Source organism: Cellvibrio sp. ARAG 10.3 (assembly GCF_051846955.1).
Classification (GTDB): Bacteria; Pseudomonadota; Gammaproteobacteria; order Pseudomonadales; family Cellvibrionaceae; genus Cellvibrio.
On sequence record NZ_JBPYCU010000002.1, the window covers coordinates 402,755 to 424,045 of the forward strand.

Here is a 21,291-nt window from a genome sequence, read left to right on the forward strand (position 1 = left end):
GCCGCCCGGCGGTTAATCATTTATATTCAGACCAAGAAGACGACAGCATTGACGCTCACTTTATGATACCCACTCGCCCGCTCAACTTCAGCGCCGTTACCCACCCCGGACTCGCTCGCGATAACAATGAAGATTGTTATCTGAGCTTGCCGGAATATGGTATCTGGCTAGTGGCGGATGGCATGGGCGGCCACGAAGCCGGCGAAGTCGCCAGCGCTATCGTGCGCGATACGGTCCGGGAAACCCGTGAGAAACATGCCAACTCCTCCCTTAGCGACAGCATCCAGGCATCCCATCGCGCCGTGCTCGAAGCGGCGGCCCGCGGCGTGGGTGCATTGGGAATGGGCTCCACTGTGGTGGCTTTATATAGCCATCACAACGATTACGAAATTGCCTGGGTAGGCGACAGTCGCGCTTACCTGTGGACCAATACCGCCGACGGCGGCCGCCTGGAGCAACTCACCACCGACCACTCTTATGTACAGATGCTACTGGATTCCGGCGCGATTACTGTCGAAGAGCTGGAGAATCACCCGGAGAAAAATATCATCACCCAATGCATCGGCTCGCAGGAACTGGTCGATGTCAGAGTGGATATGGTGCATGGGCAATGGCAACGAAACCAATGGATATTATTGTGCAGCGATGGGCTCAGTGATGAGCTGGATGATAAAGCCATTGCCCAGGTGCTATGTGACGCCAGGGATACCGAGACCGCCGCCGACCAGTTATTGCACGCCGCACTGACCAATGGCGGTCACGACAATATTACCTTGCAGGTTATTGAATCACCCTTCACCCGCCGTCATCCATTGGCGTCGGTATGGCAGTGGATTCCCTATCTCACCGGTCGCCGCCGGTGGGATGCTTTGATTTATGGTGCCGCTGTTGTGTCGCTGCTGGTACTGCTCTACTCGATTGTGAAATAAGGCACTTAACGCTTTCTATGCAAATACCCGGTTATCGCATTATTCGCAAAATTGCCCAAGGAGGGATGTCCACTGTCTACCTCGCGATCCAGATCAGCGTGGGGCGCGTTGTCGCGCTTAAAGTGATGTCACCGACACTCAATGGTGACCCGGCCTTCAGTGAGCGTTTTCAGCGCGAAGCCAATATCGTCGGTCAGTTATCCCATCCCAACATCGTGTCCATTTATGACATTGGTCGTCATGAAAGCCTGAACTACATCGCCATGGATTACCTGCCCGGCGGCTCGGTCCACGACCGGATGATGACGGGCCTGACCGCCGAAGAGGCTTTGCGCGTTACCCGCGAGATTGCCAGTGCGCTGGACCATGCCCATGAAAAAGGCTACATCCATCGCGATATCAAACCGGAAAACATTCTCTTTCGCGCAGACAATTCTGCGGTGCTTTCGGATTTTGGCGTGGCCAAGGGCATGATCGGGGTGTCGCGCATGACCAACGTCGGCCAGGTCGTGGGCACACCGCACTACATGAGCCCGGAACAGACTCGCGGTAAACCGGTGGATGGCCGTTCTGACCTCTACAGTCTCGGCGTCGTGTTTTACGAGATGCTGACGGGCAGCGTGCCCTTTCAGGGTGAGGACGCCGTGGCCATCGCCATCAAACATCTGAGTGCGCCGGTACCCAGGCTCCCCGTGCATTACCAGAGTTATCAAAAGATCGTTGATCGCTTGCTGGAGAAAGATCCCGACAAGCGTTTCCAGAGCGGTCGCGAACTGGTGAATGCCATTGAAGCCCAGGAAGCTAATGGGCGCGGCAGTTACTTGACCACTGCCAATCCAACCGAACTCAGCACACTCGCCCTACTGAAGGCATTGGTCGCCGCAACGGGGGCCGCACTTAATCGCCAACTGATAAAACTGCTGCGCTTGCGCTGGACGCCACAGCGCGGCGTTTATCAGCATCCGGAAACTCGTGTTACCGAGATCCTGATCACCGGCGAAAACGAAGATGAGCGCTCAACGGCAGTATCAACGCGGGTTCATCAAGCCACCCATCTGCAATTGGTTCACAACGCTCGCCGTCGCCTTTGGTCGCGGCTGGCCATCGGTGCCGTTATGCTTGGCATCATCGGCTTTGGTGTTAAAGCTTTGGTCAATGAAGAAGACGAAGCGCCTGTCGCTCCGGCCAATGCGGGGCATCAAATGGCCTCCAGTGTGAATGCGTCTTCCGCACCGGCGGGGCGACCAGTTGATGAAGTGATTGATCCGGTGATTCCCGCCCTGTCGACAACCATTGAGGCAACAACGTCGTCACAAGCAGCCTCGTCAGCACCCGTGGCTTCACCGCCGCCACTGATCATGGCAGAACCCGAGCCGCGCTACGCCCTCACGGTCGACACCATACCCAGCAACGCGCGGGTCAGGATCATGAATATTCCTGAACGTTACCAGCACGGCATTTTATTGAAGCCGGGTCGTTACCATATCGAGGTGAGTCATCCCGGTTTTGAAACCCGCTACGAGTGGATTGAAATTGCCGATAAGAATTTCCAGCCCAGCTATATCCTTGAAAAGGTCATTCCTCCGAGCACCAACTTCGTTAGCAATCTGGGTGGCAGCAAGCGCGGCCCGGAGATGGTCCGTATTCCGGTGGGCAGCTTTTTAATGGGGAATAAAAACGACACCGCCTGTATGCCGGTCCATAACGTTGTCATCAACAAGCCGTTTGCCATCAGTAAATATGAAGTCAGCTTTGATGAGTATGATCTGTTCGCCAAAGCCACCAATCGCGCCCTGCCCGGCGACAATCGGTGGGGCCGCAAGAATCGCCCTGTGATCAACGTGAGCTGGAGTGACGCACGCGCCTATACCGAATGGCTCAGCAAGATGAGTGGAGAAACCTATCGCTTACCCACCGAATCAGAGTGGGAATATGTCGCGCGGGCCGGCAGCAGAACACTTTACTGGTGGGGCGACAATGACCGGGATGCAATGGATAAAGCAAACTGTCGACGCGGCTGCTACAGCAGCTTTTCCGGTTTGTTTGGCAGCAAGACAGCACCGGTTGGCAGTTACCCTGCCAATGATTTCGGCGTGTATGACACAGCCGGCAACGTGGCCGAATGGGTTCAGGATTGTTATGTCGAGAACTACAACAAGAAACCCAAAGATGGACGCGCCTATGAAACCGCCAATTGTAGCCAGCGTGTAGTGCGTGGCGGCTCATCCAAAAACAACGTGGAACAAATTGCCTCTCACGTACGTGATCATTATGCGTCGGATGCTTACGAGGAAAACCTCGGCTTTCGGGTTGTGATGGAGTTGAGATAGTTTTTTGGTGGGATGAAGGTATGAAGTAGTGTGCGAATGTTGGTGTTAGAACATGTTTTGGAATTGTAATGTGCTTGTTGGATTACGCTACGCTGATCCAACCTCCCGTAGGTCGAATTAGAGGCTCGCATCGCGAGCGTCGTAATCCGACATCAAGCCCAACACCAAGATCAACACCGAACGATACTCTCCACGTGTCACATGCAATGTCATCCATAATGCATGACCAAGATAAAAACCGATCGACCAAAAACAAAAAAGCCAGCATAACGCTGGCTTTTTTGTTTTGCTTAAAACGCTATTAGTTACAGCTGCGCAGGAAAGTCCATGCGTTTGTCCAAGCCCAACCTGAACCTGGAGCGTATGGGCCACCAACGGTACACCAGCCACCAACAGTACATTGATACTCACTGCCACCGTTTACTACTTTAGCGCCAGTTGCATAGGTGCTGCCGTTAACATAAGCCGGAGAAGTACAGTTGCCAGTGCTCACAGAAGAAGAGCTGCTGGAAACGGCTACTGAGCTTGAAGAGCTGGGTACAGAACTGGAAGAAATCGGAGATCCAGTACAGTTACCCAAATCCAACCATACAAATCCTGAACCTGCTGGGCCAGAGTTATTAGTTGGATCCTGGCTTTGTGTCCACCACTGAGCCTGGTAGCGCTTACCATTGTGCTTGACCTGGTTACCGTTGTTGTAAACGGTTCCTGAGTTCCATGCCGGCAAAGCAGCACAAGTGTCGTTAGTGGGTGCAGAACTTGAAGAGCTGCTCGGTACGCTACTGGAACTGCTAGAACTTGATGGCGGCGGATTGTTGCCGTTACCAAAGTTTACGTCCACGCACTGATAAAAGCCTTCAGCTGCGTCCCTTACCCAGTCACGTTGCCAAATACTGTACACAATGTGTTTTCCGGTACGCTGTGGCAGCCATACGTCGTGGTAAGAAAATTGTTCCTGATCAGCTGGGCCCGAGTCGTGGATCAACACCAGATCATCCCAACGCAGCGGTTGGCTGTGGTTGTAGCCTTCACGAGTGATGTAGTAACGGAAGTAAGTGGTTTTGTGCGCAGCAGTGTTGGTCCATACAAAGGTCTTTAAACCGGGAGAAACATTTTCTGCTGGCCAGTCAGTTCTGGCGAGGTCCATACCGAACAGGTTGGCACGGCCAGCACTACACAGTCTGCCATTCGGGATGTAATTTTGGTGATCATCGCGCACCCCGCCGACAGCCACTTCTTGCGGCGTGTACAGTCCCTGGTTGCCGGCTGCCTTGGCAGCGATACAAGCCGGGTGCGTCGGGTTTTCAATTCCGTTTTCTTTACACATAATCACACGGCTTTTGGGTGATGAAATGTAACCGTGTGCATTAGCGCCAGTAGCGGGAAGCAGAGAAGCTGCACCGACGATTAATGCCAAGGCACCCAAGCCTTTACGGGTTTTCAGACCCGCGATAGAACGTTTTATATTAGTTGTATTCACGCCTCAATCTCCTGCTTTTTTGGTTTGCAAGTAGACAACAGTTCAGTGACTTGTCAGCCACCATTTATAACAACCTCCCGATACACAGTGGTACTGCTTACCCCCTCCACTGAAAATACCGGAGACCGATTGTATCCATCAAAGATATTAAATACCATATTTTTTTATTTTTAAAGATATTAAATATCATAAAATTTATGTATCGATGACGCTCGTCAATAACTAAAAAATTAATCCACGAGCTTTTCGAAAGAAAAATTCAGAACAAAAGTATAAAGAGCTAAGCGCGATCACAAAAAGTGTGACCGGGTTCCGCATTTTCACATCACTCAAATCATATAAATTCGACAACCTGCAATGCGCTTATCAGCGTCAGCATCAATAAGCTGCTGAAGCAGCCTCCAGTTTTACACGCCTGACTTTTGCCAAACGAATTAATACATACATGACCGCAAATACCATCACCCAGATCATCGCCCACACCGCCAGCACAAAGGATAGCGACTCGGAAAAATTCCAATGACGCGCAACACCAAGGAATGCTGCATAAAACCAGATACTATTTGATATAGAAGCGGGTAATACTGTCTTGGCAAATTCGTCGTGCTGATCAAAATTGAAAATTCGCGGCAAGGAAACCAGGTGCAGTGCAAAAGCATTGATGGTGAGAATAATCACCAGGATGATCTTCGCTTGTAATTTTTGGTTGTGTAAATATTCAGGATTGACGGCGATACCTTGCAGCACCAACAACAAACCGGTAGCCCATAATACCGCCAGCGAAGCAATGATAATTTTTATTTCAAGATCGATATCGGGGCGTTTGCCTTCTAAATCCGAATTGAAAAAGTATGTGGACAGTTTCAAATCCGACATCAGAATAACGCCAATTGCTGAACATGCAGCAATCAAATGAAGATAGACTGTCAATGTATGCACCATTGCCTTAAACACCCCAATGCCAACCGAAGAGTGAGTTAATTTTTACCTGACGATGTGTCGGTAAATTTTTAGTTTTTTACGCTGCCAAACAACAACATCTTGATACCGAATGCAGGGGTATTGACCGAATATATTTGTTTAACCCTGGCATCAAAAAAAGTTAACAGGTGATGAAAGCCGTCTAGAAAGCTGTTCAGGTCGCGCACTACCCGCACCGGCTATTCAACAACCTGTTAACAACAATGGCGAAATGAATCGCCAGACTAATGGCCACAAAAAAACAATGACACGATGACTGGAGTCATCAACCAACACCTGGGGTACAACTTGACAGGAAGGATTTGCGCAAACCCTGGTTTGGCCAACACTCCAATACAGAAAATGTGTATGAACAACACACCAGGCAAGTAACGGATGACCCGGTACGGCGCCTGCTATTTTCCCCTTAACGGCAACGGGGCTAATTCAACACATCACAAACGGGCAATTAATTAAGATCACAACTTTTATTGTTATTGAGGCTGCAACAGGAACGGTAGACAGCTCAGATGGACCAATGATACTTAATACCAATAAAAACGCAATATTTTTGTTACTTAATACCAAGCAAAATCCAATATATTGCGTCACCTGTCGCAAATTCCGGGACTTACAGGCAGGAAAAGTACTATATTAAAGAGGCAGGTAAGACCTGATGAGCGGTCAGGATGCTTCGCTTTCACAATGCCAGACCGCGACAACAGTATCAGGCGCAGCGTTTCAGAACCGCAACGAACATCGTGTCTGCATCCCATTCCGGCGCCCCCACCAGGGTGCTGGACTGCAAGGTAAAGTCGGGATGCGCTGTCAAAAATCCAGCCACTTGCGCTTCATTCTCACTGACTTGCCAACTACAGGTTGCATATACCAACTGGCCGCCCCGGCGAACCGCCTGGCTGGCTGAGTCCAGAATGGTCTTTTGCAGGTCCAGCAGTTCAGCGGTATCCGCTGCGTGAAATCGCCAGCGCGCATCAGGATTGCGTCGCCAGGTGCCAGCGGACGTACAAGGCGCGTCCACCAATACCCAGTCAAAACCCTGTTGACGCGCCGCTTCGGCGGGCAAGCGCAAGGCTTCCCTGCCCTGCCATTCAAAGGTACGGATGTTGTACACACCGGCGCGCTTCGCCCGACGTTTGAGTTCCTCAAGTTTGTAACTGTGCAGATCGGTCGCGAGCAACATGCCTTTATTATTCATTCGCGCAGCAATTGCCAGGGATTTGCCGCCCGCACCCGCGCAGGCATCCCACACCTTGTCGCCGGGACTGGCAGCCACGCTGGCAGCAATTGCCTGACTCGCCCGATCCTGGATTTCGACCCAGCCGTTCTTGTAGGGGGTCGTTTGCACAATCCCTGTCCCACCTAATGCACAAAGCCCGTCATGATCGAGCCTTACCGCTACCCCTTCATCGCGGAGCAGTTGTGCTAATTCGGATACTGCCATATTGCCCTGGGGGCGGAGCCACAGTGGCGGGGCCTGGTTTTGCAGGGCAATGAACTGCTCCAGATCCCGGGTCGACCATTCACTCGCCTGCGCACGCGCTTGCAACAAACTGGCCCAGCCGGGACGCAGGCCGTGCCATAACATCAACGCTGCATCCTGCGAATCGGGCGATGCCGTAAAGAGGGGCTGCATCCGCAGAAACCACGCCTTGCGCGCGACGGCATCACGCAGCACCTCCGGTGCGGATGCATCCGGCGTGCTACGCAATGCAATCCAATACCAGAGGGCTGCCGGAGGAATGTGGTGAGTATCCGCAGGAGACCAGGTGCTATCCCAGCCCACCGCATCAAATGCCGGGGACTGCGCGCGATAGCTGTGCTCCAATAACGCCGCGAGCTGCAGATAGCGCATCGCAGCAAACATAGCAGCCGATATCGCCAATTGAATCGATATTCCCGGCGGATTGTTTTTGCCGCGCACTGACCGGCCAGGCGTGTGCAATTTCAGCTGCGGCACTTGCCGTTTGAGCCATCGATCCAGCAAGGGCCAGTGCCCAGTCTGTTGCGTGTCCTCTGCCAGCCACTGGCGCCACAAGGGCAGCAATAATTCATAAGGTGCCCTGGTCCACTCGATTGTCATGGTGTTTTACCTGCCGACATAAAAAATATTTATTAATTATTTAATAACCAATGAGACGATACCAACCAGGCTGACCACCAACAATGTCACGCCCAACACCCGATAAAACACCTTCGGATCACCGTCCAGAATTCGATGGTGAAATCGCAAACCGATCACGTGACCAATCGCGGCACACGGTAGCAACCACAAATGGTGGATCAGCTGCAAATCCACACCCGCGTAGACAAACGCAACCATCTTGATGGTGACCAGGATAAACCAGAGAACAAATAAGGTATCGCGCAGCTGGTGTTTCGCTACATGGGTCGCAAACACCGAAATAATCAGGGGTGCGCCAATCAACGAGGTACCACTGATGTAACCGCCGAGCATGAGGAAGCCGGTATCCAGCACGGGATGATTACTTTTAAAAGGGCGGTTTACGATGTAGGAAATGGCATACACCGACACAATCCCGAAGATAATACCGGTCATCAAACCGGCCGGCAGGGTCAGCAAACCCAACACGCCAATCATCTTGGGTACAATCATAATCGCCAGTGCTTTTTTCAGATAAGCCCAGTCTACTGTGCCGTCCCCCGTAGTCTGATCAGTAGATATCCGGCTTTGCTTGCGCTGGTTTTGCCAGACGGTCAACGCGGAAAACACCAGTAGATGCACCGCGATCAATGGCAGATAAACCAGCGGTTGGTTGTCCACCAGCAATAAAAAAGGCAGCGACAAAACTGCGCCCCCAAAGCCCAAACCGGAACGTACAAAGCCGCTCCAGATAAAGATCAATGCAATCAACAAATATTGGTAAAGCGCGAGATCAGCCATGACAGGGATTCACAACAGCAGGTTCACAAACGACAACGAGAGGCGCGCATTATAGCGGTTGCAAGACGCGTCTACCGAAGTAATTTTTTGTTTAGCTGTTTGCCCGCCGGACGCTGAAGACGTAAAACTGACTCCAACCACTATCTTGTTAACACATTTTTGACAATTGAAAGGAGTGAACGATGAGCTATCCGCCGTTTTCCCGCCGCGACCTGATGAAAGCTATGGCTGCCCTGGGCGTCTTTTCTCTCGCACCCGGACTCTTTGCCGCACCCTCCGGGAAGAAAAAACTCGGCGTGGCCCTGGTAGGGCTCGGCTCTTACAGCCGTGGTCAACTCGCGCCCGCCCTGCAATTAACACAGCACTGCTACCTGGCCGGGATTGTTACCGGCTCGCCAGAAAAAATTCCGGTATGGCAACAGCAATACCGGATTCCCGATAAAAATGTGTACAACTACGACAACATGCATCAAATGGCTGACAACCCTGACATTGACGTGGTGTATATCGTATTACCCACCGGCCTGCATAAAAAATATTCCATCATCGGCGCTGAAGCCGGTAAGCATGTCTGGTGCGAAAAACCCATGGCAATGAACGCGGGCGAATGCGAGGAAATGATCGCCGCCTGTAAGAAAAACAAGGTAAAACTGACCATCGGTTACCGCATGCAACACGAACCCAATACCCAACGGGTTATCCAAATGGCGACAGAAAAACCCTACGGCAAGATTCAACTGATTACCGCCGAAGCGGGCTACCGCAGCGGCGGCTCCCACGGCTGGCGCGCTGACCCGAAACTGGGCGGCGGTGCCATGTATGACATGGGCGTGTATCCTTTAAATGCGGCCCGCTACACCGCCGGCGAAGAACCCATCGCGGTCACCGCACGCCAGGAAAGTGTCCGCCCGATGTATAAAGATGTCGACGAAACCATGGAATTCCGCTTGCAATTTCCCAGCGGTTGCATCGCAGAATGTGCCACCAGCTATGCTCGTGGTATGAATCGCCTGCATGCACAATGTGAAAAAGGCTGGTATGAATTACAGCCGTTCCAGTCTTACAACGGGGTACAGGGTCGCACGAGTGACGGCACCTTGTTGAATACGCCGATTGAAAATCAGCAAGCACGACAAATGGATAATGATGCATTGGCGATTATCAATAACTCACCGGTGTTGGTGCCGGGCGAAGAGGGTTTACGAGATATTCGTATTGTGGATGCGATTTTTAAAGCGGCTAAAGAGGGTAAGGAAATTCGTTTGTAACCTTTACGTTCTTTGAGGTGCGGATTAAGCGCTCCGTAGTCCGTTCGTCATTAGGGCTTGTGTTTCGAAAACGCATGAATACATCCCTGTAGCTCCCTCAAGTCGTCCCTGACTTGAGGGTTTCGAAACACAAGCCCTAACGCCGAACTCCTCCCGCAAACGTCACCAACAAAAGTATGTCACAACGCAATCGCTTTTTCCTTCAACTTCTCAATCTGATCCCGCAATTTCGCCGCTGCTTCAAACTCCAGATCTTTGGCCGCCTGGAACATTTGTTTTTCCAGCGCATCAATCGTTTTCCAGATATCCCCGCCGTGCATATCCACCGCGTATTTGCCCTGTTTTTCCGCGGCTGCCGCGCGACTGCGGGCACTGCGTCCGCCTGCGCCGGGCACCTGTGAACCTTCCATGATGTCCGTAATATTTTTGCGGATACCTTGCGGTGTAATACCGTGCTTGAGGTTATGTTCCACCTGTTTCTGGCGACGGCGCTCGGTTTCTTCGATGGCGCGCTGCATGGAGCCGGTCATGTTGTCGGCGTAGAGGATAGCGCGACCATTAACGTTGCGCGCGGCGCGGCCGATAGTCTGAATTAGAGAACGATCCGAACGCAGGAAACCTTCTTTATCCGCATCGAGAATCGCCACCAGTGACACCTCCGGCATATCCAGACCTTCGCGCAACAGGTTAATCCCGACCAGGACATCAAACTGTCCCAAACGCAGGTCGCGGATAATTTCCACCCGTTCTACGGTGTCGATATCCGAGTGCAGGTAGCGCACGCGCACGCCGTGCTCGGCCAGATATTCTGTCAGGTCTTCGGCCATGCGTTTGGTGAGCACGGTAATCAGTACACGCTCATCTTTTGCCACGCGCAAACGGATTTCCGATAAGACATCATCCACCTGGCTGGTGGCCGGACGCACTTCGATTTCGGGGTCTACAAGGCCTGTAGGCCGCACAACCTGTTCCACCACCTGCCCGGCATTTTCACCTTCATATTTACCGGGAGTTGCTGAAACAAAAATCATCTGCGGCGCAAGTCGTTCCCACTCGTCGAAACGCATGGGGCGATTGTCCAACGCAGAAGGCAGACGGAAGCCGTATTCCACCAGGGTTTCCTTGCGCGAGCGGTCACCTTTGTACATGGCGCCGATTTGCGGAACGGTCACGTGGGATTCGTCGATAACCAATAAAGCTTCTGCCGGTAAATAATCGAACAGGGTCGGTGGTGGTTCGCCGGGGTTGCGACCGGATAAAAAGCGTGAGTAGTTTTCAATCCCATTGCAATAACCCAGCTCCTGCATCATCTCCAGATCGTAACGTGTACGCTGTTCCAGGCGTTGTGCTTCAACCAATTTATTATTTTCGCGCAGGTAGGCCAGACGTTCCTTTAACTCTTCCTTGATGTTGTCGATGGCTTCCAGGATCTGGCTGCGCGGCGTGACATAGTGAGATTTCGGGTAAATCGTCACACGCGGTACTTTATGCAGCACTTCACCCGTGAGCGGATCAAAGATAGAAATCTGTTCGATTTCATCATCAAATAATTCCACGCGCACGGCGTCGCAATCCGAGTCGGCGGGATAGATATCAATCACATCGCCGCGCACGCGATAGGTGGCGCGATGAAATTCCATGTCGTTGCGCGTGTACTGCAATTCGGCAAGACGCCGCAAAATACTGCGCTGATCGATCTTGTCGCCGCGCACCAGATGCAACAGCATCTTGAGATAAGAGTCGGGGTCACCCAAACCGTAAATCGCCGACACGGTTGCCACCACAATCGCATCTTTGCGTTCCATCAACGCCTTGGTGGCAGACAAGCGCATTTGCTCAATGTGCTCGTTCACCGAAGAGTCCTTTTCAATAAAGGTATCGGAAGACGGTACATAGGCTTCTGGCTGGTAGTAGTCGTAATAGGAAACGAAATATTCCACCGCGTTATTGGGGAAGAATTCCTTGAACTCACCATACAATTGCGCGGCCAGGGTTTTGTTGTGGGCCATGATCAACGTGGGCCGTTGCACCTGGGCAATAACATTGGCGATGGTAAAGGTCTTCCCCGAGCCGGTCACACCCAACAGCGTTTGGTGCGCCAGTCCGGCCTGGATGCCTTTCACCAAACCGGCAATGGCAGTAGGTTGATCTCCGGCGGGACCAAAGGCGCTGTTCACAGAAAAAACTTGTTTCGACATAGGATTTACGACTTGGGCAGTAAAGGACGTGGGCAAAGCATCGGGTTTGATACGATGCGCCACCCTATCAGGTTCAATTGACAACCGCTGTCAGGAGAGTGACAGTCAGTGCTTGATTTGGGCATTAGACCAAAGTTCAAGGATCTCCTGCAGCTGTTGTTCGGGACCGAACTCTTCCCACAGGATGCCGTTGCAATCGCGGGTATCGGTAAAGGCGCTGGCCGCACTCTCCTCCCAACCCAGGTGGCGGAGGCCCGGAACTTCACCCTCAGGGATTTGACGAATAGAAAAGTTCAGCGTTTCGGTGCGCCAGAGGGCGTATTCATTGGGCACAATCACCTGGGGCTGGCTCGCCAGGCGCTGCGTATAATCCGCAATGGAATCCGTCAATGAACGCACACCCAGCGCCATGTGAAACTTTCGCATCTGCTATCCTCCGCTTAGCACTAACGTCAAATTCATGAGGCCTATCATGACCGAATATCGCACAGAAACCGACAGCATGGGCGAGGTCAAGGTACCCGCCGCCGCCCGTTACGGCGCGCAAACCCAGCGTGCAATCAATAACTTTAGCATCAGCGGCCGAGGCTTACCGGCCAGTTTTATCCAGGCGGTGGCATTGATTAAGAAAACTGCAGCCCAGGTGAACAGTCAGTTGGGGCTGCTCGATAACGCTATCGCACATGCGATCGTCCAGGCGAGTGACAGCATTATTGACGGCGGCCATGCCGATCAGTTTCCGGTGGATATCTTCCAGACCGGTTCCGGTACCAGCACCAACATGAACGTCAATGAGGTGATTGCCAACCTCGCCAGCGAACAGCTGCAGACACTCGTCAGCCCCAATGACCACGTCAACATGAGCCAGAGCAGTAACGACGTGATTCCCACCGCGATCCACGTCAGTGCGGTGCTGCAACTGGAAGAAAAATTGCTGCCCGCGCTGGAATATTTGCACACCAGCTTGCTCGGCAAAAGCGTCCAGGTGGCCGGCTATGTTAAAACCGGGCGCACCCATTTAATGGATGCCATGCCTGTGACCCTCGCACAGGAACTGCAAGCTTGGACGCATCAGATAGAAGCCAATTATGTGCGCCTGCGTACGCTCATGCCGCAATTACTGCACCTGGCACAGGGCGGCACGGCGGTGGGCACCGGGATCAATGTACATCCTTCTTTCCCTTCAAAATTCGCAGCACAACTGGCCATCAATACCGAACATCCCTTTGTGCCCGGCGACAACCTGTTTGCGCTGATCAGCAGCCAGGACACCGCCGTCGCGCTGTCCGGCCAATTGAAAACCCTGGCGGTCAGCCTGATGAAGATCGCCAACGATCTGCGCTGGATGAACTCTGGCCCCCTAGCCGGTTTGGGAGAAATTACTCTGGAGGCGTTACAACCCGGCTCATCGATCATGCCTGGCAAAGTGAATCCGGTGATTCCAGAAGCGGTGGCGATGGTTGCAGCCCAGGTGATGGGCAATGACACCACCATTGCGATTGCCGGTCAGTCGGGCAACTTTCAATTAAATGTCATGCTGCCGGTGATCGCGCATAATTTGCTGGAAAGTATTGAGTTGCTGGCCAATGCCAGCCAACTATTGGCGGAAAAAGCCATCGCAAGTTTTACCGTGAACGAAGCCAACCTGACCAAAGCGCTGGCCCGCAATCCCATCCTGGTCACGGCGTTGAATCCCATCATCGGTTACAACAAAGCCGCCGCCATCGCGAAGAAAGCCTACAAGGAAGGGCGCGATATCCTTGAGGTGGCGGAAGAGGAAACGGATATACCGCGCGCGGAATTGGTGGAACTGTTGAATCCGGAGAAGTTAACGCGCGGTGGTTTGTAAGCGTGTTGTCGGATTACGGCTTCGCCTAATCCGACCTACTTTTTGCATGCTCTGGGCAATTCGGCTTTAAGGATATCCGCCAAACGCCGGGTGGCCGGGCCGGCGAAATCGCGGTCGGCGAAGGTGATATAAATCGGCACCTCCCGCTCTGCCCCCACCTCGACTGACAAGTATTTCAAGCGACCGGCGGCGATCTCCTGGTGGGTGTAGGCATCCGGCAGCCAGGCATAGCCGAGGCCCATGCGAATGGCTTCCAGTGACGTCTTGATATGGCTCACCGTCCAGCGCTGTTCGGCTTCCTGCCACCCCTCAGAGCGGCGCCGAAACAACCCGGAATCGCGCACGATAATCTGCCGGTGTTGGCGAAGATCCTCGACATTGGCGGGGCGCCCCAATTGTTGCAAGGGATGATCCGGACTGGTCACGCCGCGCATAATCACCGTCACCAGCTTATCTCCCATAAACCCCGGCGGCACCCGGCCGCCGATGGCCAAATCGACTTGTCGTTGCAGCAGGGCGTCTTCAGTTCCACTCAACACCGACTCGTAGATCTCTACGCGGGTTTCAGGGTAATCCCGGGCGAATATCTCCAGACAACGCAGGATCTTTTCAGAGGGGATAATCAGGTCAGCCGCAATACTGATCAAAGGCTCGATATGGGAAGACAAGCTTGCCGCCGCCCGTTCCAGACGCTCCGCCTGTTCCAATAATACGCGCGCGCGACGGTACAGAACCTCGCCCGCAGGTGTAGGGACGGCGCGGCGGCCCTGCAATTCAAATACCGCCACACCCAGTAGCGTCTCCATTTGCTGGATGGCGTAGGACACGGCGGATTGGCTCTTGTTCAGCATCTCGGCCGCCTTGGCATAACCACCAGCATCGATGACGGCCAGCAGCGCGCGCCACTGATCCAGGCTGACTTTGGGCTCACAACAAGTGGGTACCGTCGCTTTGGGTGTGGCCATCATCGCCTCCAATAGATTAGTTTTTTCGATTAAAATACGTTAAATATCGCTGTTTATCATCGGCTGGTCAAATCATTAAATAGCTCCATGGCAATTCAGCCACTGACACATGAAGGAGCAAGACCATGAGCACTCTGTTACAAATCACCAGCAGTATCACCGGCGACAACAGCCAATCCACCGCTTTGAGCAATGAATTTGTCGCGCGCTGGAAAACACAGCATCCTGATGGCAAGGTTGTCCTGCGCGACCTGGCCGCTGAAGCCGTGCCCCATCTGGACGGCGCTCGCCTGGGCGCTTTGTTCACCCCGGCCGACAAGCGCACACCGGCACAACAAGCGGTCGTTGACTACTCTGATGAACTGATCAACGAATTGCGTAACGCCGATGTGATTGTGCTGGGTGCGCCCTTATATAACTTCGGCATGCCTTCGACACTCAAGGCATACTTTGACCACATCGCCCGCGCCGGTGTGACCTTCCGCTACACCGCCAACGGCCCGGAAGGTTTATTGCCCGATGTTCCCGTGTATGTCTTCGCCACCCGCGGCGGCCATTACGCCGGGGGACCCGCTGACTGGCAGTTGACTACCTTCCTGAACTTCGTAGGCTTCAAGCAAGTAGAAACAATTTACGCCGAAGGTCTGGCTTTAGGAGACGACAGCAAGGCCAAAGGTATCAACGCTGCCCAGGAGCGCATCAATCAATTGACCGCTGCCTGATCTTTGAGGAGGTTTTTATGCAACGCGAACTGCAACAAATTGTCCCCGGCCGCGCCACCAGCGATGGGGCTGGCGTGCGCATAAAACGAAGCCTCGGACAAACACCCCATGCCCGTTTTGATCCGTTCCTGATGTTGGATGAGTTTAATTCGGAGAACGCGGACGACTATATCGCCGGTTTCCCCTCGCATCCTCATCGCGGTTTTGAAACCGTCACCTACATGCTCGAGGGTCATATGTTGCACGAAGACCATCTGGGCAATCGCGGTGACCTGAAAACCGGTGACGTGCAGTGGATGACCGCAGGCCGGGGGATTATCCATTCCGAAATGCCCCAGCAAGAACAGGGCGCCATGCGCGGTTTTCAGCTCTGGCTTAACTTGCCAGCGGCAGAAAAGATGAAACCGGCTGCCTACCGCGATATTCCCGCAAAGGATATCCCGGTGGTGCCGCTGGCGAATGGCGGGCAGGTTAAAGTAATTGCCAACAGCGTTACGGTGGACGGCAAGACTATCACCGGCCCCATTCACGGGCTGAGCACCGAACCGATTTATTGGGATGTGCATTTACCGGCGCAGGGTGTGTTTGAGCAAGCTGTGCCGAACGACCACAACCTGTTTGTGTATGTCTATCAGGGTGAGGTAGCGATCGGTGATGACCAGCGCAAGTTAAGTGCCGGCAATGCGGGATTATTGTTTAAAGGTGATGCAGTAAAGATCGCCGCGACCAACGACGAGACCCGCTTTCTGGTACTCGCCGGAAAACCGATCAAGGAGCCCATTGCCCAATATGGCCCCTTTGTGATGAACACCCAGGATGAGATTGAGCAGGCCATCCGGGATTATCGCAGCGGTGAGTTAGTCAATTATTAAGTTTTCACCCCAGCCCCTTAATTGGGGCTTTTTTATATTACCGGGCCAACCGCAAGGTAATCACCGTCACAAACGCCCACACCCAGAAAAAGAACCACACCAATAAGGGTGTCAACATGCCCAGTTGCAAACCCGCAAAACCTTTACCCGCATAGAAAGGATAAATAATAAAAAGCTGAACAAATGTCGGGATCAGACTGATGACGAAGCTGCGCATAAAGATACTGCTGGTCAACATCGGCAACAAAAACAACAACCCCCACAAACCGCCCCAGACAATACGCGGGTACATCCACTGCGGAGCCACAGAACCGTACAAACTGACACCGAAAGACTGCGAAATGCCGTAACGGCTGAACAGCCACATCACCACACAATACACCACGCCACCGACACAACCGGCAGCAAAACACAGCAAGAAGTTTTTCATTGTTTTTTCTCTGGTACAGATACAAAGACAGGAGACGGTTATTCTTTAAACACAGGTAATTGTAAAGAAATGTCCAAGCGTGTCAGCAGTCTACTCGTTTGGCGAGCATGGCCGACCACGAAATGATAGACTGGCCGCCGAATTTTCACCATGACCCATTTCCTGTTCGATGACATTAAACAGTCAATGTTTATCATCAACATATCGGGCTCTCACTGATAGATGCTGGTAACCATGTTTACGTTTTTTGAAAGCCTGATTAAACCTTTCCCGCCCCAGGACCCGCAACAGCCGCCCAAAACCCTGTTTGCGTTTTGCCGCCACTACACGCGCGGCATCGAGTTTCATCTGGTATTTATGGCCTTGCTGACGGGCGCCATTGCGGTGATGGAAGTATCGCTCTTCGCCTTTTTGGGCGAGCTGGTGGATAAGCTCAATGCCCATACGCCGGCAAGTTTATTTTCGGAATCCGGCGATCAATTGCTGATCATGGCCGTCGTGATTCTGCTTGCCCTGCCCTGCGCCGTGTTTTTGCATTCCACGGTGATTCACCAGACGTTGCTGGGTAACTACCCTATGCGGATTCGCTGGCAGGCACATCGTTACCTGCTGGGCCAGAGTCTCGCCTTTTATCAAAATGAATTCGCCGGACGCATTGCCACCAAGGTGATGCAAACCGCATTGGCGGTGCGCGAAACCGTCATGAAGTTACTCGACGTTTTACTCTACGTTGTGGTGTATTTCAGTGGCATGGTGTTGTTAGTGGCATCCATGGATTACCGGCTGGCAATCCCGCTGTTGATCTGGTTTATCTGTTATGCCGGTTTGCTGTATTACTTCCTCCCACGCCTCGCCAAGGTGTCCACTGAACAGGCCGATGCGCGTTCCGATATGACCGGCCGGCTGGTGGATACTTACACCAATATTTCTACAGTGAAATTATTTTCCCACTCGCGCCGTGAAGCGACCTATGCAAAGGAAGGCATGGAATATTTCCTGACCACCGTTTATCGGCAAATGCGTCTGGCCACGCTGTTGAACAGTGGCGTATGGACCTTGACGGCACTGCTGATTTTTTCCGTTACGGCTTTGTCCATCTGGCTGTGGACCGAATCCGCTATCTCTACCGGTGCTATCGCTGCTGCTGTGGGCCTGGTATTGCGCCTGAACGGCATGGCGCAGTGGATTATGTGGGAAGTGTCCTCGTTGTTTGAAAATATCGGTACCGCCCGCGACGGTTTAAACACCTTATCCAAACCCCGCGATGTGCAGGACCAGCCCGGTGCGCCGGCACTCACCATTCATCAGGGCGGCATTCGCTTTGACGATGTGAGCTTTCATTACGGCAAAGGCAGCGGCGTGATTGATCATTTCTCCCTCGATATTAAACCGGGTGAAAAAATTGGTCTGGTCGGTCGCTCCGGTTCCGGTAAATCCACTTTAGTGAATTTGTTGATGCGCTTTTACGATGTGGAAGCCGGCAAGATTCTGATTGACGGAAAAGACATTGCCGAGGTATCGCAGGAAAGTCTGCGCGCCCACATCGGCATGGTGACTCAGGACACTTCGTTATTGCACCGTTCGGTGCGCGACAATTTACTTTACGGTAAACCGGATGCCACCGAAGAAGATATGATTCGTGCGGCCAAGCAAGCAGAAGCCCACGATTTTATTCAGTACCTGGATGATGGCAAACATCGCACCGGTTACGACGCCCACGTGGGTGAACGCGGCGTGAAATTATCCGGCGGGCAACGCCAGCGCATTGCTATCGCGCGCGTTCTTATCAAAGACGCACCGATCCTGATTATGGATGAAGCAACCTCAGCACTGGATTCAGAAGTGGAAGCGGCTATTCAGGCTAACCTGACAACCTTGATGGAAGGCAAAACCGTTATCGCTATTGCACACCGTTTATCGACTATTGCCGCCCTGGATCGCTTAATTGTGTTGGATCAGGGCCGCATTGTTGAACAGGGAACCCACAGCGAATTGATTGCGCTCGGCGGACTCTATGCCCAACTCTGGGCTCACCAATCCGGCGGCTTCCTGGGCGAGATGTGATTATGCTCTCTGTAGGTCGGATTACGCTGCGCTAATCCGACCTACTTGTTCTTTTTGATAAACACATCCCAGATCAATAACACCAGCCCCACCGTAAAACCAACATGCGCGACCAGCGCACCGCCGGCAAAGAGCAACCCTAGCCCTACCGGATTACCATCTTCCGGGCCTAAAAAAACATACAGCATTAAGGGCGCGGCACAGACCAACACCAGCAACAAACTCAGCGCAATAATTTTGATACCGCGCGGTGAATTACTACGCAATATCGCGGTGACAGGATTTTTCAGCATAGTGTTCACTGTGCACGGTTTGCAGGCAGAGAAAACATGCGTCGCACAAGGTTTTCAACAGCTGCTCAAGGATTCGGCAAAAAGATTCAGTAATTCGTCAGTGAATTACCACATTAAATCGTCAGGAATAACATAATCCGCGTAGGGATCATCGTCTTTGGTATCTGTGGCTGCTATTGCATTGGCAACCAGTACACAACCGGGATCACGCAATGCAATCTTGTCAGCAATGATACGCGGCACCAGTTCATACTCGCCGGCTGATTTAACAATGGTTAACTGCCCGCGAATCAGCTGCTGCTGCATCTCCGGCTTCATGCGAATTTTCTTGATCTGTTTGCCGTCGGTGAAATTGTATTCAACGTCGCCACCTTTGGGTTGGCGATTATTGTCCACCAATTGTTTGATTTGCGCTGCAATGGCTTTATTGTGCAACTCCTGATCACGCTGCCGATTCAACTCCCGATCGCGCTGCACTTTTTCCAGCCGCGCTTGCTCCGCCTGTTGTTTCACTTCGTCAACGACTTCCTCTGCCGAGCGACGGGCGACATTCGTTTGTTTACGCTTTTCTTTATTGACCTGTTTGACTTGCTTCTTGTCAACCAGGCCCGCTTTCAGTAATTGATCTTGTAGAGATGGCATACCTACCTCTTCCGTTTTTCTGATGGATCACAGCCAGGGCGTCACTCTCGCAGCAATTTCCCGGATTGGCAATATCGCCCGGTGATTTCAAACTGTCCACAGCCTGAAGCTACCCACTGCCGTAACTGATAAACTGGCGATCTTTTTGACCTACCGACTCGCCAGCTTGAACCAGACCTTATGAAGCGCATTGAAAACCTGCCGCCCCGCCATTGGGATATTTTCTGCCGGGTGATCGACAATTACGGCGATATCGGCGTCTGCTGGCGGCTGGCACGCCAATTACATTGTGAATATGGCCTGTCCGTCCGCCTGTGGCTGGATGATCTTGCCGCATTGCGCCGCCTGTGGCCCAGCACCGCAGATTGCGCGCACCAAACCGTGAGTGGGATTGAGGTTGTGCAATGGCCGGCAGTATTTCCCGCTGTCGAACCTGCCGAGGTCGTCATTGAAGCCTTTGCCTGCGAGTTACCGGAGACCTATGTTGCCGCCATGGCCCGGCAGCCTGAGCGCCCCCGCTGGTTGAACCTGGAATACCTGAGCGCCGAAACCTGGGTAGATGATTGCCACGGCATGCGCTCTATCAATCCCCAATACGGTTTAGTTAAAACCTTCTTCTTTCCCGGTTTTACCGGCAAAACCGGCGGTTTGCTGTGTGAAGCGCAATTGCGTCAAGAGCGCGAGGCATTTCAGGAAAATCCCGAAGCGCGCGTAAATTTCCTGGCATCCATGGGTGTGACAACCGCTTCGGATGCCTTGCTTATTTCGTTATTCAGCTACGAAAACCCCGCCATCCATTCGTTAGTGGAAACCTGGTGCAAATCCGCCCGACCGATCCACTGCCTGGTGCCCGAAGGACGGATTCTCGCCTCGCTCGGTCGCTACTTCGATAGCGCCCCGGCCGTTGGCGCCAAGGTCATGCGGGGGCAGCTAACCTTGCAGGTGATTCCTTTTATGACACAAGACCAGTACGACCGTCTGCTGTGGAGTTGTGACATCAACTTCGTGCGCGGGGAGGACTCTTTTGTTCGCGCGCAATGGGCGGCCAAGCCGCTGGTGTGGCATATCTACCCCCAGGACGAAGAGGCACATCTGGTCAAGCTGGCGGCGTTTATGGCGCGCTATCACCACGGCTTGCCGCCCTTGCTGGCGCAAGCGCTGGAGTGCCTGTGGTATGGCTGGAACTGTGGAGATAACTGCCAGGATGCCTGGAACCAGTGTCTGGAGCGACTGTCGGAGTGGCAGCTCCACAGCCGAAACTGGGAGCAAACCCTAAATTCTTTGGGGGATTTGGCCGCAAAGCTGGTGCAATTTTGTGAAAAACCGCTATAGTAGCCGCCGATTTTAACCATCAATTTTTGGGATT

The 21,291-nt window shown here is 52.9% G+C and carries 18 protein-coding genes; 8 read left to right on the forward strand and 10 right to left on the reverse strand.

The genetic code is table 11. The features are described 5' to 3' along the window. The first annotated feature begins 62 nt into the window (after positions 1-62). Entirely contained in the window at positions 63-929 is an 867-nt protein-coding gene (locus ACSV5M_RS04485; RefSeq protein ID WP_439174388.1) for a PP2C family protein-serine/threonine phosphatase, read from the forward strand. Positions 930-946: 17 nt separating this feature from the next. Continuing rightward, complete coding sequence (locus ACSV5M_RS04490; RefSeq protein ID WP_439174389.1) at positions 947-3,259, forward strand: SUMF1/EgtB/PvdO family nonheme iron enzyme; 2,313 nt, start codon at positions 947-949, stop codon at positions 3,257-3,259. A 301-nt stretch (positions 3,260-3,560) separates the two neighbouring features. On the opposite strand, the gene ACSV5M_RS04495 is transcribed toward ACSV5M_RS04490, so the two are convergent. The 4 genes from ACSV5M_RS04495 to ACSV5M_RS04510 all read right to left on the reverse strand — a co-directional run bounded on the left by ACSV5M_RS04495 (position 3,561) and on the right by ACSV5M_RS04510 (position 8,622). Next, entirely contained in the window at positions 3,561-4,739 is a 1,179-nt protein-coding gene (locus ACSV5M_RS04495) for a lytic polysaccharide monooxygenase auxiliary activity family 9 protein (protein ID WP_439174390.1), read from the reverse strand. Between the two features lie 378 nt (positions 4,740-5,117). Further along, a complete protein-coding gene (locus tag ACSV5M_RS04500) occupies positions 5,118-5,693 on the reverse strand; it encodes a DUF2214 domain-containing protein (RefSeq protein WP_439174391.1) in 576 nt (191 codons plus the stop codon). A gap of 733 nt (positions 5,694-6,426) precedes the next feature. Next, positions 6,427-7,800: an RsmB/NOP family class I SAM-dependent RNA methyltransferase gene (locus ACSV5M_RS04505; protein WP_439174392.1), complete on the reverse strand. Its 1,374-nt coding sequence runs from the start codon at positions 7,798-7,800 to the stop codon at positions 6,427-6,429. A gap of 36 nt (positions 7,801-7,836) precedes the next feature. Continuing rightward, positions 7,837-8,622, reverse strand: coding sequence for a TSUP family transporter (locus ACSV5M_RS04510; RefSeq protein WP_439174393.1), 786 nt, complete (start codon positions 8,620-8,622; stop codon positions 7,837-7,839). Positions 8,623-8,804: 182 nt separating this feature from the next. Here ACSV5M_RS04510 and ACSV5M_RS04515 point away from each other — a divergent pair, with 182 nt between their 5' ends. After that, entirely contained in the window at positions 8,805-9,890 is a 1,086-nt protein-coding gene (locus ACSV5M_RS04515; protein ID WP_439174394.1) for a Gfo/Idh/MocA family oxidoreductase, read from the forward strand. A gap of 179 nt (positions 9,891-10,069) precedes the next feature. Here ACSV5M_RS04515 and uvrB read toward each other — a convergent pair whose 3' ends face one another. Both uvrB and ACSV5M_RS04525 read right to left on the reverse strand, forming a co-directional pair. After that, complete coding sequence (gene uvrB / locus ACSV5M_RS04520) at positions 10,070-12,088, reverse strand: excinuclease ABC subunit UvrB (protein ID WP_439174395.1); 2,019 nt, start codon at positions 12,086-12,088, stop codon at positions 10,070-10,072. A gap of 105 nt (positions 12,089-12,193) precedes the next feature. Further along, positions 12,194-12,514 (reverse strand): hypothetical protein, encoded by a 321-nt coding sequence (locus ACSV5M_RS04525; RefSeq protein ID WP_439174396.1) that lies wholly within the window; start codon positions 12,512-12,514, stop codon positions 12,194-12,196. Between the two features lie 46 nt (positions 12,515-12,560). Here ACSV5M_RS04525 and ACSV5M_RS04530 point away from each other — a divergent pair, with 46 nt between their 5' ends. Further along, a complete protein-coding gene (locus tag ACSV5M_RS04530) occupies positions 12,561-13,937 on the forward strand; it encodes a class II fumarate hydratase (RefSeq protein WP_439174397.1) in 1,377 nt (458 codons plus the stop codon). A 35-nt stretch (positions 13,938-13,972) separates the two neighbouring features. Here the strand turns inward: ACSV5M_RS04530 and ACSV5M_RS04535 are convergent, their stop codons facing one another. Further along, a complete protein-coding gene (locus tag ACSV5M_RS04535; protein WP_439174398.1) occupies positions 13,973-14,902 on the reverse strand; it encodes a LysR family transcriptional regulator in 930 nt (309 codons plus the stop codon). 125 nt (positions 14,903-15,027) lie between these two features. Between ACSV5M_RS04535 and ACSV5M_RS04540 the strand changes: the two genes are divergently transcribed. Then, on the forward strand, positions 15,028-15,624 hold the full coding sequence (locus ACSV5M_RS04540; RefSeq protein WP_439174399.1) for an FMN-dependent NADH-azoreductase: 597 nt from the start codon (positions 15,028-15,030) through the stop codon (positions 15,622-15,624). Positions 15,625-15,641: 17 nt separating this feature from the next. Continuing rightward, entirely contained in the window at positions 15,642-16,496 is an 855-nt protein-coding gene (locus tag ACSV5M_RS04545) for a pirin family protein (RefSeq protein WP_439174400.1), read from the forward strand. Positions 16,497-16,533: 37 nt separating this feature from the next. Here ACSV5M_RS04545 and ACSV5M_RS04550 read toward each other — a convergent pair whose 3' ends face one another. Then, the gene (locus ACSV5M_RS04550) at positions 16,534-16,926 is read right to left on the reverse strand and encodes a hypothetical protein (protein ID WP_439174401.1); all 393 of its coding nucleotides are present in this window, start codon (positions 16,924-16,926) and stop codon (positions 16,534-16,536) included. A 234-nt stretch (positions 16,927-17,160) separates the two neighbouring features. Between ACSV5M_RS04550 and ACSV5M_RS04555 the strand changes: the two genes are divergently transcribed. Then, positions 17,161-18,990, forward strand: a complete 1,830-nt coding sequence (locus ACSV5M_RS04555) for an ABC transporter ATP-binding protein (protein WP_439174402.1) — start codon at positions 17,161-17,163, stop codon at positions 18,988-18,990. A gap of 41 nt (positions 18,991-19,031) precedes the next feature. Here ACSV5M_RS04555 and ACSV5M_RS04560 read toward each other — a convergent pair whose 3' ends face one another. Together ACSV5M_RS04560 and ACSV5M_RS04565 are read right to left on the reverse strand one after the other, a co-directional pair. Next, a complete protein-coding gene (locus tag ACSV5M_RS04560) occupies positions 19,032-19,283 on the reverse strand; it encodes a hypothetical protein (RefSeq protein ID WP_439174403.1) in 252 nt (83 codons plus the stop codon). A 105-nt stretch (positions 19,284-19,388) separates the two neighbouring features. Further along, positions 19,389-19,925: a DUF2058 domain-containing protein gene (locus ACSV5M_RS04565; RefSeq protein WP_439174404.1), complete on the reverse strand. Its 537-nt coding sequence runs from the start codon at positions 19,923-19,925 to the stop codon at positions 19,389-19,391. 180 nt (positions 19,926-20,105) lie between these two features. Here ACSV5M_RS04565 and earP point away from each other — a divergent pair, with 180 nt between their 5' ends. Beyond that, positions 20,106-21,257, forward strand: a complete 1,152-nt coding sequence (gene earP, locus ACSV5M_RS04570; RefSeq protein WP_439174405.1) for an elongation factor P maturation arginine rhamnosyltransferase EarP — start codon at positions 20,106-20,108, stop codon at positions 21,255-21,257. The last annotated feature ends 34 nt before the right edge of the window (positions 21,258-21,291 follow it).